This window comes from Streptomyces sp. NPDC028907 (assembly GCF_055564995.1).
Genome location: NZ_JBVHVE010000008.1, coordinates 283,401 through 295,489, shown reverse-complemented (window position 1 = coordinate 295,489; position 12,089 = coordinate 283,401). Strand labels below are relative to the sequence as shown.

Here is a 12,089-nt window from a genome sequence, read left to right as displayed (position 1 = left end):
CGTGGTACACCTGAGATTTCGGCCAGGCTTCGGTGCAGTTCACAGCGGTGCGTCCACGGTCTCGGTCTCCTCGGCCGGGAGCGGACGGCGCGGGTCGTCGTAGAGCAGGGCGAGCGGTTCGGCCCAGGCGCTGTCGGGCCGTTGCTCGCTGATGTCCTGGCGTACGTGCCGCAGCCGGTCGGGGAGTTCGGCGAGCGAGCCGAGCGTTTCGAGGAACTTCTCCACGCGCGCGTGGAGGGTGTCGCACTCCGGCAGACAGGCGCCGCGCTCGGGGTGCGGGCCGATGTGCCAGAGCGCCACGGGGTGGCCGCTGCGCAGCGCGTGCTTCATGGCGACATTGCCGGTGCCCTGTCCGGCAGGGCGGCACATCACGGGGATGCGGTGGCGCTCGGCCGCGTGGTAGCCGGTGGCGTCCACGGCGCCCGGCGGGGGCATGCGCCAGCCCTCGAAGCGCCGGCCGACCGTGATGCCCTGCCAGCGGTCGAGCCAGAGGTTGTCCGGATATCCCCGGCGCTCGAGAGCGCGCAGCACGAGGCGACGGCGTGCGCCCAGGTGCCCGGGGTCGTTCAGCGCGGCGATGTCCGCGAACCGCCAGCGGTGCACGGCCGTGTCGAAGTGCTCGGCGGGCAGGCCGACTTCGAGCGGTACGGGGTGGCCCTCCCGGTCCTTGGACTCCAGCAGTCCGCCCAGCGGGACGCGCAGCGCCTGGACGAGTTCGTCGGGCCGGCAGCCGTGCACGGAGGGGTCCGCCTCGTGGAGTTCGGGCAGGCCGTCGCCGTCGTCGTACCAGATCTGCCAGAAGAACCGGACGGGCTGCGCGCTGATCACCGGGTCCAGCAGCAGGGCCACGACGGGGCCCTCGCCGGGACCGGGATAGGAGATCACCACGCGTTCCGGGCCGTGGTCCTCCCGAGGTGGCAGGAGTTCGTCGGGGAGGCTGACGTTGCGGGCCAGCGCGTGCAGGTCCTTGCGGGGGTCACGGCGCAGCCGCTTGGTGATCCAGTCGATGAGGGCGGGGTTCGCGGCGTCACGCGCGCGTGCGTGGGCCTCGACGAGCCTGAGGTAGCGCAGGAAGGTGAGCGGGTCGAGCGGAGTGGCGCCCGCGTAGAGCAGGCCGTGGCCGTCGCGCCAGGTCCGCAGCTCGGGTGTGGCACCGGGCCATTTGTTGCCGCTGCGCGCCTCTCTGGCGATGACCTGGACGGTGGGTTCGTCGGGCGGGGGCGGCAGTTCGGCCAGCAGGGCGAGCGCCTGGCGCCGGTCGCGGGGCGTCCAGGCGGCGCCCTGGCCGTCCGCCGGTCCGCCCTGGAGATCGACCCAGTTGTCCCCGCTCTCCGACACCGGCTCCTCGCCGTGCCAGCGGTCATGGGCGGCCATGACCGTGCGGTACGTCTCCCCGAAGCGGCGCAGCGCGGCGATGGCCACGGCCTTGCCGCCGTCCTTGTCCTTGCGCTTGGACTTGATCAGTCCTACGACGGCTCCCGACTCCGGGTCGAGCAGCGGGCCGCCGGACATCCCGGGCTGGAGATCGATGTCGGGCTTGATGATCAGCCCGTGGGTGTCCTCCTGGCCGTTGATCACGGCGTCCACCATGCGGAAGTGGGCCTCGGGCGGGCCCGGGTAGTAGCCGCAGGCCTTCAGGGCGCCGCAGTGGCGGGCGGCGCGGTCGGTGAGCCACACGCACTCGTGCGGGTGTTCGCCGGTCAGCCGGACCAGGGCCAGGTCCTCGGCCAGCGGGACCTTGGGGTTGCGCGGGTCGGTGATCAGCCATTCCCCGAGCCGGGCCTCGGCGTCGACGCCCTCGCCGCGCACCCGGAACACGACCGTGCGGTCCGCCGCGAGGTGCTGGCGCAGCACATGGGCGGCGGTCAGCACCCAGCCGGGCGCGACGAAGAAGCCGCTGCCCCACAGAGGGCCGTCCTTGCCGCCGGCCGGGAGCAGATGGACGGTGGCCGCCCTGACCAGCTCGAAGAGACGATCGTGCCGCTCACTCATGCGCCGACCGCTCTCCGGTCGCCCTCCTGCGCGCCACCGCGATCGAACTGCCAGGTGAGGGTGACCTCCAGGGATGCCTTGGCCTCCCCACGCGCGAGCACGGCGACCGCGAGGCCCTCCTTGGCGGTCAGCTCCACGCCGAAGGTGATGGAGGCCTCGTCCGGCCTGGCCGCCCGGGCCGCGTCGAGCACGGTGCCGCCGACGGCCTTGATCAGCTCCTGGAGCTGTTCGACCTTGGCGACGGCGGCCTCGGTGAAGCCGACGTCCTCCTGGTCGTCGTAGCCGTCGGCCGCGCCGATCCTGGCGGTGATCACCGTGCCGTCCGGCAGTTCGACATCCTGGATGTGACTCATAACGTTCCCCCGAAGAGCCGAGCCGTCAGGTCAACCGATCCCGGACGGCGCCCACTTGAACAGCGACGAGGCTAATACCCAGGTTGGTTGCGGAAGTATGCGGGCGTTGCGCAGGAGCAGGCGGGTGTCGGCCGCGGGGCGGCCGGGGCGGGCGCCGGTCGGTACGGCAGTGTCTTTGAAGGGAGGCGTGGGGCCGCACGGAACATGCGGCTCCACCGCGCGGGCGCGACCAGCCCCGATGACTCAGCAGACGATCGCCGGCCCGGACCCCGCAGGGCCGCGTCTGCGGTACGGCCGGCGGAGCCCTACTCCTCGTCCTCGTCGTCCAGGCGGGCCAGCCACGTCGCCAGCCGCTCCACCGGCACCTCGAAGTCCGGGTTGAGATCGACGAACGTCCGCAGCTGCTCGGCGAGCCACTCGAAGGTGACCTCCTCCTCGCCGCGCCGCTTCTCCAGTTCCTCGATGCCACGGTCGGTGAAGTACAACTCTTGCTCCTGATACTGACGGGCCAAGCCCTCGGGACCTACTCCCTCAGGGTATGCCGCGCCGGGCCGGACCTTCCTCGCCGTCAGTCGGGTACGTGCGTGACGCCGTACGCCAGCCCCAGCGCGCCGTGCGCGAGCAGCACCGCCCCCGCCACGGCCCAGCCACCGCTGCGGCGCCGCAGGCCCCAGACCGTGAGGGGCAGACCGGCCGCGACCTGGGCCAGGGCGAGGGCGGGTGAGCGGGGGCCGCCGACCCAGGGCAGCCAGGGGCCGAGGTGGCGGCCTTCGACGGCGTCGAGTTCCGCGCGCAGGGCGTGCCGCCAGCCCGACCATTCGACCAGGCGGATGTGCGGCTGGTCGCGGGCGGCCGTCTGGAGGCTGTCGGCGTCTTCGCCGGGGGCGAGACCGACGGGCAGGGACACGCCCGCGCGCGTGAGGACGGCGATCAGGCCACGCATGCGTGCCCGTGCGTCGGCCGCGGCGTCGGGGCGCGTCAGCGCGTCCAGGGACTGCATGTCCAGGACCGGGTCGAGGCCGAGCCGGCCCGCGAAGGTGCGCATGGCCTCGTCCTCGCCGGCCGGGGTGCCGTTGGCGAGCCAGACGTAGCCGACGGGGCGTCGGAAGCCGGAGGCCAGGGTGTAGCCGGCGCGGTCGGCGTCCCACCACAGGGCGAGGACGGGCCAGGGGGCGCCGACGGCGAGGGCGGTGGCCCATCCGGTGAGGACGCGGTCGACGGGTTCTCCGCCACCGAGCCACGGCCGGCCCTCGGGAACGAGCACGCTCCACTCCCCGCCGGCCGACGCGAGCAGCATGTCCTCGCGCAGCAGCCGGGCGGCGGGAGCGACCGACTCGGGCTCCGCGCGGCAGAGCAGCAGGGCGCCGGGGGCGGGGCGGGCCTGGCGAGCGGTCCTGGACTGTTCCGTCGGCATGACAACACGCTAGGCCGCTTTGTCCGCCTCGCGAGATTTGTGATCACCAGAACGAGTGCCTTGACTTTCCTCCACCGCGATATATCGTGTTTCTCGTAAGACGCGATATGGCGTGTCGCGTTTCCGATCCGGCCCGCGCGGCCGCGTCCGGTCGCCCAGGAGGTCCGCACCATGTCCGAGTGGTCCGTAGCAGAGCCCAGGAAGCTCACCTTCGACGAGCCGGTGAGCGAGCTCCAGGTGCGCGTCGTCAACGGAACGGTGAACGTCGTGGGGACGGACGAAGGTTCCGCCCGCCTGGAGGTCTCCGAGATCGAGGGCCCACCCCTGATCGTCACCCAGCAGGACGGCACGCTGACGGTGGCGTACGAGGACCTGCCCTGGAAGGGCTTCCTCAAGTGGCTCGACCGCAAGGGCTGGAGGCGCAGCGCCGTGGTCTCCCTGGCGGTGCCGGCCGGCACCCGGGTCGAGGTGGGTGTGGTCGGCGCCGGTGCGGTGGTCTCCGGGATCCACGGCCCGTCGGTCGTCAAGGGCGTCACCGGTGACACCACCCTCGTCGGCCTGTCCGGCCCGGTCCGCGCCGACACCGTCTCCGGGAACCTGGAAGCCCAGGCCGTCACCGGCGACCTCCGCTTCAACTCCGTCTCCGGCGACCTCACGGTCGTCGAGGGCTCCGGCTCCTCCGTGAAGGCCGATTCGGTCAGCGGCTCCATGATCGTCGACCTCGACCCGGAGGGCCCCACCGACGTCCGGCTGACCAGCGTCTCGGGCGAGATCGCCATCCGCCTGCCGGCCCCGGCGGACGCGGACGTCGAGGCCAACACCGCGAGCGGCAGGATCTCCAATGCCTTCGAGGGCCTGCGGGTGCACGGCCAGTGGGGCGCGCACAAGATCACCGGCCGCCTGGGCGCCGGCACCGGCAAGCTCCGGGCGACGACGGTCTCCGGTTCGATCGCCCTGCTGCGCCGCCCGCCGAGGGAGGACGAGCCCTGGGAGGCGGAGGCCTGGGAAGAGCCCGAGGCGGCGGCCACGGACCCGACGACCGACCCGCTGCCGCACCCGCACCACACCTCGGGGGACAATTCCGTCTCCGGCCGGGACACCGACGCGACGGACACCCCACCCCAGTCCGCACCCCACGCCCCGGCCGACGGCACGACCGACAAGAAGGTGCTCTGACATGCCTCCCGTCTTCGCCCACGGCCGCCTCCGCCTCTATCTGCTGAAGCTGCTGGACGAGGCCCCGCGCCACGGCTACGAGGTCATCCGCCTCCTCGAAGAGCGCTTCCAGGGTCTGTACGCCCCGTCGGCCGGCACCGTCTACCCCCGCCTCGCCAAGCTGGAGGCCGAAGGCCTGGTCACCCACACCAGCGAGGGCGGTCGCAAGGTCTACGCCATCACGGACGCCGGCCGCGCCGAACTGGCCGACCGCTCCGGCGAACTGGCCGATCTGGAGCTGGAGATCAGGGAATCGGTCGCCGAACTGGCCGCCGAGATCCGGGCCGACGTGCGCGGCGCGGCGGGTGACCTGCGACGCGAGATGCGAGCGGCCGCCTCCGAGGCCCGACAGGGCAACGGCACCAGGCCGGACGCCCCCTTCTCCGACCTCTCCGACTACACCGACAAGGAGGCATGGCGCGCGGCCAAGGAGGAGATGCGCCGCGCCAAGCAGGAGTGGAAGGAACAGGCCCGGCGCGCCAAGGACGAGAGCCGCCGCGCCCGCGAGGAGGCCCAGCGCGCCCGGCGCCAGGCCAAGGAAGCCCAGGACCGCGCCCGTACCGAGGCCCAGGAGGAGGTCCAGCGCATCGCCCGCCGGGTCCAGGAACACGTACAGGACCACTTCGTCCGCGGTGACTGGCCTACGGGGGTGCGGGAGGGCCTGACCGAGCTGGCCAAGGAGTTCGGCGAATTCGGCAAGGACTACGGCAAGGAGTTCGGCCGCGACTTCGGCTTCGGCCGCCAGGACACCCCCAAGTCACCGCAGCCCCACCCCGAATACTCGGACACTCCCGAGGACTTCCCGGCCGACTACGAACCCACCTGGGCCCACGAGCCCCCCACCGACGACCCGACCCGCGACCTGGACCGCCTGCTGGACCGCTTCCGCGACGACATCCGCGACGCGGCAAGGGACCACGGCGTCACCCCTGACCAGCTCCGAGACGCCCGCCGCCACTTGTCGACGGCGGCGGCCCACATCGGAGCGCTGTTGCGCGCACCGAAGCCCTGAGCCCGCCCCTCGCCGGTGCGGCCGCACCGGCAGCCGCACCGCCCGGCCCGACGGCACCCCGGCGTCCCCGGGGCGAGCCCTCACCTCAACCAGCCTTCGCCTCTCCCCCGCCGTACAACACGCGGGTGACGGTCTCATAGGTCACTCCGTGATCGGCGAGAACCTCGGCGGGCACGCCGGGACGGCCGAGGAGCGCGAGCAGGATGTGCTCGTCACCGATGTGCCGGTCCCGGCGGGCACTGGCCATCCGCAGCGCCCGCACCAGCACATCCTTGGCCCCCGGGGTGAACGGACGGTGCCCCGACCACCACCCCTTGCCCTTCGGCTCCCCGGCCAGCGCGCCGACCCCATGCGCCTCCTCCACCCGGGCGACGACCTCCCCCACATCGATCCCCAGTCCGGCCAGCGCTTCGGCCTCGGCCTGCGACAGCCCACCCCGCCGCCGAGCCTCGCCCAACGCCTGCCGCACGGAGTCCAGCCACCTCCCACCCCCGAGCTCGGCGAGCGCGAACGAGGCCCGACTCCCCTCCCGATCGAGCAGGGCCAGCAGCAGATGCTCGGCATCGACGCTCGCCGCCCCACCCCTCTCGGCATGCTCAACCGCCCCCGTCACCACCGCACGGGCGTCCTTCGTGAACCGCTCGAACATCAACGCCTCCCGTACTTCTTGTGCACGGCCTGCCTGCTGACCCCGAGTTCCGCGGCGATCTCCTGCCACGACCACCCCTGATTGCGCGCACTGCGCACCTGCACCGCCTCCAACTGCTCCAGCAGCCGGCGCAACGCCGCGACGGCCCGCAACCCGACCCGCGGATCGCGATCTCCGGCCCGCTCGGCAAGATCTGTAGCTTCACCCATACCCGTCAACCTAAGTTGACAGGCACCCGAATGTCAACCCTCATTGACAAAAAGCGGCGGGCCCGAGGCAAAGCCCCGAACCCGCCGCAAGGCACGACTACGACAACTACCGACCCGACACCCTCAGTTGGCGAGAACGATCTTCCCGAACTGCTCCCCCGAGGCCATCCGCTCAAAGCCCTCACGGGCCCGATCCATGGGAAGCACCTCATCGATCACCGGCCGCACTCCCGTGGCGGCACAGAAGGCCAGCAGATCCTCCAGCTCGTCCTTCGTCCCCATCGTGGACCCGACGACCTTCAACTCCAGGAAGAAGATCCGCGTGAGCTCGGCATGCGAGGGCCGATCCCCACTCGTGGCACCGGAAATCACCAGCGTGCCCCCGGGCTTCAGCGACTTCACGGAGTGCGACCACGTGGCGGCACCGACGGTCTCGATCACGGCGTCGACCCGCTCCGGCAGTCGAGCCCCGGACTCCACCGCCTCCACGGCCCCCAGCTCCACGGCCCGCTTCCGCTTGGCCTCATCCCGGCTGGTGGCGAAGACCCGCAGCCCCGCGGCCTTCCCCAGCACGATGGCAGCGGTGGCCACACCACCCCCGGCCCCCTGCACCAGCACAGAGTCTCCGGGCCGTACGCCCGCATTCGTGAACAGCATCCGGTACGCGGTCAGCCAGGCCGTAGGCAGACATGCCGCCTCCTCGAAGGACAGCTCCTTCGGCTTGGGCAGCACATTCCACGTGGGCACGGCGACCTGCTCGGCGAAGGTCCCCTGATACCGCTCCGTCAGGATCGACCGCGGCTCCCTGGGCCCCACCCCGTGCCCGCTCTGTCCGATCACGGAATGCAGGACGACCTCGTTGCCGTCCTCGTCGACCCCGGCGGCATCACAGCCGAGGATCATCGGCAACCGCTCCTCGGGCAGCCCCACCCCCCGCAGTGACCAGAGGTCGTGATGGTTGAGCGAGGCGGCCTTGACGTTGACGGTACTCCAACCGGCGCGGGCCTCAGGGGCCGGGCGCTCCCCCAACTCCAGTCCGGAGAGCGGCTCGTCGCGGTCGATTCGGGCGGCGTAGACAGCGAACATGACCTTGACGATAGGCTCCCCGGCCGACCGACGGAACCACAGCCCCCTGTGAGACACGCCCTCTTGTCAACAGGTGGAGGAGCGGACCTGCACCCGCGTACGGGGCCCCGACCCCATTCCGCACCCAAGGCGCTACGCGAACCCCCACCGAACACCAGCAGGCCGCCGCAGGCACCCCACCCAGCCACCCGACGCCACTCGAACAGGCGCACCCACAACAAAAGACGGCCCCGCCCACCAGGGCGAGGCCATCCAGCCCAGCTCAGCTCTCGGCAGAGCCCGTCACCGCCGAGCAACCCCCTCCGCACGGGCCGCCGCGGCCACCGCAGCGGTAACCGCCGGCGCCACCCGCTCGTCGAACGGCGACGGAATGACATAGTCCGCGGCGAGGTCGTCCCCCACCACGGCCGCCAGCGCCTCAGCCGCAGCGATCTTCATGCCCTCGGTGATCCGCGACGCCCGAACCTGAAGCGCCCCCGCGAAGATCCCCGGAAACGCCAGCACGTTGTTGATCTGGTTCGGGAAGTCCGACCGCCCGGTCGCCACGACCGCCGCGTACTTGTGCGCGACGTCGGGGTGCACCTCGGGGTTCGGGTTGGCCATGGCGAACACGAACGCGCCGTCGGCCATGGAGGCGACAGCCTCCTCCGGCACCGTCCCACCGGAAACCCCGATGAACACGTCCGCACCCTCCAGAGCCGCCTCCAGCGACCCGGTGATGCCCGCCTTGTTCGTGAACCCGGCAAGCTCCCGCTTGACCGACGTCAGGTCGTCCCGGTCGGCGGACACGACACCCTTGCGGTCCGCCACCGCCACATCCCCGATCCCTGCCTCGACCAGCATCTTCGCGATGGCGACACCCGCCGCCCCGGCCCCCGAGATCACGGCCCGCAGATCCCCGAGCCCCTTCCCGGTCAGCCGCGCGGCGTTCCGCAGCGCGGCCAGCGTCACCACAGCCGTACCGTGCTGGTCGTCATGGAAGACCGGAATGTCCAGCCGCTCCTGGAGCTTGCGCTCGATCTCGAAGCACCGGGGCGCCGAGATGTCCTCCAGGTTCACACCGCCGAAGGACGGCGCGAGCCGCACCACGGTCTCGACGATCTCGTCGACGCCGGTGCAGTCCAGCGCGATCGGCACGGCGTCGACGCCGCCGAACTGCTTGAACAGAATCGCCTTCCCCTCCATCACCGGAAGGGAGGCCTCGGGCCCGATGTCCCCGAGCCCGAGAACGGCCGTGCCGTCGGTCACGACGGCGACCACGGACGACTTCCACGTGTAGTCGTGCACGAGTTCCGGCTGCTCGGCAATCGCGCTGCACACCTTCGCGACGCCGGGCGTGTACGCCAGGGACAGGTCGTCCTTGTCGCGGACCGGCACGGTGGCCTGCACGGCCATCTTGCCGCCACGGTGCAGCGCGAACGCCGGATCGAAGGAATCGAGGGGCTCGACCCCGCCGTCCTGATCGGTATTGCCGCCGCTGCGAGGATTGACGATCTCCGCTGCCACTTTGTCTGACCCCTTAAGTGTTCATGGTTTGAGGGTGGGACCACTCCTGGTGAGAAGTGGGCGGGACCGCGTATGACCCTGCTCGTTGATACGTGCGACGTACGACGTACGGGCACATACGCGACGGGCGCGCCGCACACGCGCCCTGAGCCCCGGATGAGGGGTGTAAAGAACCTTCTTACCGGACGGACGGCATCGACGACGAGTCCAATACGTGCAAGATCACATGGGGGGAAGGGAAACACGCACGCGGACGACACGAATCGGACACAAGCCGATGACGATGCCGGTGTGATTCGTGACCAAATAAACGGACAATCGACGACGTACAGTGCAAAGAGCAATCGTCACCCGCAAACAACCCGGCAGTCGGCCCTCAATCGGTCACGACCGATCCACAACTCGCCCACATCCCGAGATACGCCGAAGATCTTTCGGCCGGAAGGGCAGATTCCCGCAGAAGGTGCGGCCAGGATGTCCGACCTGAGGCGGTTCGGAGGTCACCCGTTATCCGATTTTGACATCGCGGGCGCCCTGAATGCCTAAGTCCGAATGGCAAGATGCCGTAATCACACGAGGTCGCGGCACTCGAAGGTGTGTGCTCTCGTCGACCTAGGAAACCAAGGCGCCGGCCGAACCCATCGGCAGGCGCCCGCCCCATCGGCAACTCCACCCATCCGCCGGAGGAACCCACCATGACCGCAAGCTCCACCCGTCGTACGACCGCCGCGCGCTCCCGGCTGGCAGCGGTCGGCTCGATCGCGGTCGCAGGCGCCCTGATTCTCACCGGCTGCGGTGACCAGACGAACGGCAGCGGCAGCGACAGCACCGACGAGACGGGGAAGTCGAGCACCGCCCCGCTCTTCGACAAGCTGCCCAAGAAGATCCAGGACGCGGGCGTCATCAAGGCCGGCACGAACGCCGAGTACGCCCCGATGGAGTTCCAGCAGGGCGGCAAGATCGTCGGCGTCGACCCCGACATCGCCGCCGCGCTGGGCGAGAAGCTCGGCGTGGAGTTCCAGTTCACCTCGGGCTCCTTCGACGGCCTGATCACCGCCCTGAACTCCGGCCGCTACGACGTCGCCATGTCCTCCATCACGGACACCCCGCAGCGCCAGGAGGGCCTGGACGACAAGGGCAAGAAGCTCGGACCGGGTGTCGACTTCGTCGACTACTTCACGGCCGGCACCGCCGTGTACGTGCAGAAGGGCAACCCGAAGAAGATCAACTCGATCGAGGACCTCTGCGGCCAGACTGCGGCCGTGCAGCGCGGTACGACGTACGAGAAGGCGCTGCAGACCCAGTCCAAGGCCTGCACGGACGGCGGCAAGAAGAAGATCAACATCGAGTCGTTCGAGAACGACACCGAGGCCCAGACCCGCGTGAAGTCGGGCGGCGCGGTCGCCGGCGTCAACGACTACCCGGTGGCCGTGGACCTGGCCCGCAAGTCCGGCGGCGGCAACGACTTCGAGGTCGTCGGCGAGCAGGTCGACGCCGGTCCGTTCGGTATCGCGGTGAACAAGGAGAACAAGCAGCTCACCGCGGCCCTCGAAGAGGCCGTCAACGCGATCATCGAGGACGGCACGTACAAGAAGATCCTCGAGAAGTGGGGCGCCGAGTCCGGCGCGATCGACAAGGCCGCGATCAACGGCGGCAAGTGACCGTCCCGGGCAAGCACTGAAGGGCAGTCACAGTGACTGACAAGTTCGACAAGGAGCCGGCCGACGGGAAGCCGTCGGCCGCCGTCTCCAAGGACGGCGGGGCCGTCCCGCCCGAGGCGATCAAGGCCATTCCGGTTCGGCACTACGGCCGCTGGGTCAGCGCTGTCGTCGTGCTGGCCCTGGTGGCCCTGCTCGTCAACGCCTTCGCCACCGCCGAGAAGATCCAGTGGAACGCCGTCGGCGAGTACGTCTTCGACTCCACGGTTCTCGCCGGTGCCGGCCGCACCCTGCTGATCAGCGTCCTCGCGATGGTCATGGGTGTCGTCCTGGGCGTGATCCTGGCCGTGATGCGCATGTCCAAGAACCCGGTGACCAGCTGGGTGGCCTGGGTCTACATCTGGTTCTTCCGCGGTACGCCGGTCTACGTGCAGCTGCTGCTGTGGTTCAACCTGGCGCTGATCTTCCCCGTGCTGAATCTCGGTCCCATCTACAAGGACGAGATGGTCGACGTCATGACCCCGTTCATGGCGGCCCTGCTGGGCCTGGGCCTGAACGAAGCGGCGTACATGGCGGAGATCTGCCGCGCCGGTCTGATGGCCGTCGACGAGGGCCAGACCGAGGCCTCGCACGCGCTCGGCATGAGCCACGCGAAGACGCTGCGCCGGATCGTGATCCCGCAGGCCATGCGGGTGATCGTGCCGCCGACCGGCAACGAGTTCATCAACATGTTGAAGACCTCGTCGCTGGTGTACGCGGTGACGTACAACGAACTGCTGCGCGCCACCTCCACGATCGGCTCCACGTCGTACGCCGTGATGGAGATGCTGTTCGTGGCGTGCATCTGGTACCTGGTCATCACCAGCGTCTTCAGCGTCGGCCAGTACTACCTGGAGCGCCGTTTCGCCCGTGGTTCGACGCGGAACCTGCCGCCGACGCCGTGGCAGAAGATCAAGATCAACCTGATGGCTCGCAGCAGCGGAAGGAGTGTGTGA

At 70.3% G+C, this 12,089-nt stretch carries 12 protein-coding genes; 4 read left to right on the top strand and 8 right to left on the bottom strand.

Annotated features, from left to right (window positions below; all coding sequences use genetic code 11):
* Positions 1 to 39 precede the first annotated feature (39 nt).
* From ACZ4UU_RS25835 to ACZ4UU_RS25820, 4 genes are all read right to left on the bottom strand, one after another.
* Positions 40 to 1,992 (bottom strand): VMAP-C domain-containing protein, encoded by a 1,953-nt coding sequence (locus ACZ4UU_RS25835; RefSeq protein WP_471905735.1) that lies wholly within the window; start codon positions 1,990 to 1,992, stop codon positions 40 to 42.
* Complete coding sequence (locus ACZ4UU_RS25830; RefSeq protein WP_471905734.1) at positions 1,989 to 2,345, bottom strand: CU044_2847 family protein; 357 nt, start codon at positions 2,343 to 2,345, stop codon at positions 1,989 to 1,991. The genes ACZ4UU_RS25835 and ACZ4UU_RS25830 overlap by 4 nt, the downstream gene beginning before the upstream one ends.
* A 305-nt stretch (positions 2,346 to 2,650) precedes the next feature.
* The gene (locus ACZ4UU_RS25825; RefSeq protein WP_023586593.1) at positions 2,651 to 2,830 is read right to left on the bottom strand and encodes a DUF6104 family protein; all 180 of its coding nucleotides are present in this window, start codon (positions 2,828 to 2,830) and stop codon (positions 2,651 to 2,653) included.
* Positions 2,831 to 2,913: 83 nt separating this feature from the next.
* Complete coding sequence (locus ACZ4UU_RS25820) at positions 2,914 to 3,759, bottom strand: hypothetical protein (RefSeq protein ID WP_471905733.1); 846 nt, start codon at positions 3,757 to 3,759, stop codon at positions 2,914 to 2,916.
* Between the two features lie 171 nt (positions 3,760 to 3,930).
* Here ACZ4UU_RS25820 and ACZ4UU_RS25815 point away from each other — a divergent pair, with 171 nt between their 5' ends.
* Complete coding sequence (locus tag ACZ4UU_RS25815) at positions 3,931 to 4,935, top strand: DUF4097 family beta strand repeat-containing protein (protein ID WP_471905732.1); 1,005 nt, start codon at positions 3,931 to 3,933, stop codon at positions 4,933 to 4,935.
* 1 nt (position 4,936) lies between these two features.
* Positions 4,937 to 5,986, top strand: a complete 1,050-nt coding sequence (locus ACZ4UU_RS25810; protein ID WP_471905731.1) for a PadR family transcriptional regulator — start codon at positions 4,937 to 4,939, stop codon at positions 5,984 to 5,986.
* An 85-nt stretch (positions 5,987 to 6,071) separates the two neighbouring features.
* Here the strand turns inward: ACZ4UU_RS25810 and ACZ4UU_RS25805 are convergent, their stop codons facing one another.
* From ACZ4UU_RS25805 to ACZ4UU_RS25790, 4 genes are all read right to left on the bottom strand, one after another.
* Positions 6,072 to 6,635: a Clp protease N-terminal domain-containing protein gene (locus tag ACZ4UU_RS25805; RefSeq protein WP_471905730.1), complete on the bottom strand. Its 564-nt coding sequence runs from the start codon at positions 6,633 to 6,635 to the stop codon at positions 6,072 to 6,074.
* Complete coding sequence (locus ACZ4UU_RS25800) at positions 6,635 to 6,844, bottom strand: helix-turn-helix domain-containing protein (RefSeq protein WP_030049537.1); 210 nt, start codon at positions 6,842 to 6,844, stop codon at positions 6,635 to 6,637. The genes ACZ4UU_RS25805 and ACZ4UU_RS25800 overlap by 1 nt, the downstream gene beginning before the upstream one ends.
* 123 nt (positions 6,845 to 6,967) lie before the next feature.
* Complete coding sequence (locus ACZ4UU_RS25795) at positions 6,968 to 7,930, bottom strand: zinc-binding dehydrogenase (protein ID WP_471905729.1); 963 nt, start codon at positions 7,928 to 7,930, stop codon at positions 6,968 to 6,970.
* A 282-nt stretch (positions 7,931 to 8,212) separates the two neighbouring features.
* Positions 8,213 to 9,436, bottom strand: a complete 1,224-nt coding sequence (locus tag ACZ4UU_RS25790) for an NAD(P)-dependent malic enzyme (protein ID WP_471905728.1) — start codon at positions 9,434 to 9,436, stop codon at positions 8,213 to 8,215.
* Between the two features lie 695 nt (positions 9,437 to 10,131).
* Here ACZ4UU_RS25790 and ACZ4UU_RS25785 point away from each other — a divergent pair.
* Together ACZ4UU_RS25785 and ACZ4UU_RS25780 are read left to right on the top strand one after the other, a co-directional pair.
* The gene (locus tag ACZ4UU_RS25785) at positions 10,132 to 11,097 is read left to right on the top strand and encodes an ABC transporter substrate-binding protein (RefSeq protein ID WP_471905727.1); all 966 of its coding nucleotides are present in this window, start codon (positions 10,132 to 10,134) and stop codon (positions 11,095 to 11,097) included.
* A gap of 32 nt (positions 11,098 to 11,129) precedes the next feature.
* Complete coding sequence (locus ACZ4UU_RS25780; protein WP_471905726.1) at positions 11,130 to 12,089, top strand: amino acid ABC transporter permease; 960 nt, start codon at positions 11,130 to 11,132, stop codon at positions 12,087 to 12,089.

Excerpts from the sequence above, each read along its gene's own strand:
- ACZ4UU_RS25835 (WP_471905735.1), bottom strand. The coding sequence starts at position 1,992 with ATGAGTGAGCGGCACGATCGTCTCTTCGAGCTGGTCAGGGCGGCCACC.
- ACZ4UU_RS25830 (WP_471905734.1), bottom strand. The coding sequence starts at position 2,345 with ATGAGTCACATCCAGGATGTCGAACTGCCGGACGGCACGGTGATCACC.
- ACZ4UU_RS25820 (WP_471905733.1), bottom strand. The coding sequence starts at position 3,759 with ATGCCGACGGAACAGTCCAGGACCGCTCGCCAGGCCCGCCCCGCCCCC.
- ACZ4UU_RS25815 (WP_471905732.1), top strand. The coding sequence starts at position 3,931 with ATGTCCGAGTGGTCCGTAGCAGAGCCCAGGAAGCTCACCTTCGACGAG.
- ACZ4UU_RS25810 (WP_471905731.1), top strand. The coding sequence starts at position 4,937 with ATGCCTCCCGTCTTCGCCCACGGCCGCCTCCGCCTCTATCTGCTGAAG.
- ACZ4UU_RS25805 (WP_471905730.1), bottom strand. The coding sequence starts at position 6,635 with ATGTTCGAGCGGTTCACGAAGGACGCCCGTGCGGTGGTGACGGGGGCG.
- ACZ4UU_RS25800 (WP_030049537.1), bottom strand. The coding sequence starts at position 6,844 with ATGGGTGAAGCTACAGATCTTGCCGAGCGGGCCGGAGATCGCGATCCG.
- ACZ4UU_RS25795 (WP_471905729.1), bottom strand. The coding sequence starts at position 7,930 with ATGTTCGCTGTCTACGCCGCCCGAATCGACCGCGACGAGCCGCTCTCC.
- ACZ4UU_RS25785 (WP_471905727.1), top strand. The coding sequence starts at position 10,132 with ATGACCGCAAGCTCCACCCGTCGTACGACCGCCGCGCGCTCCCGGCTG.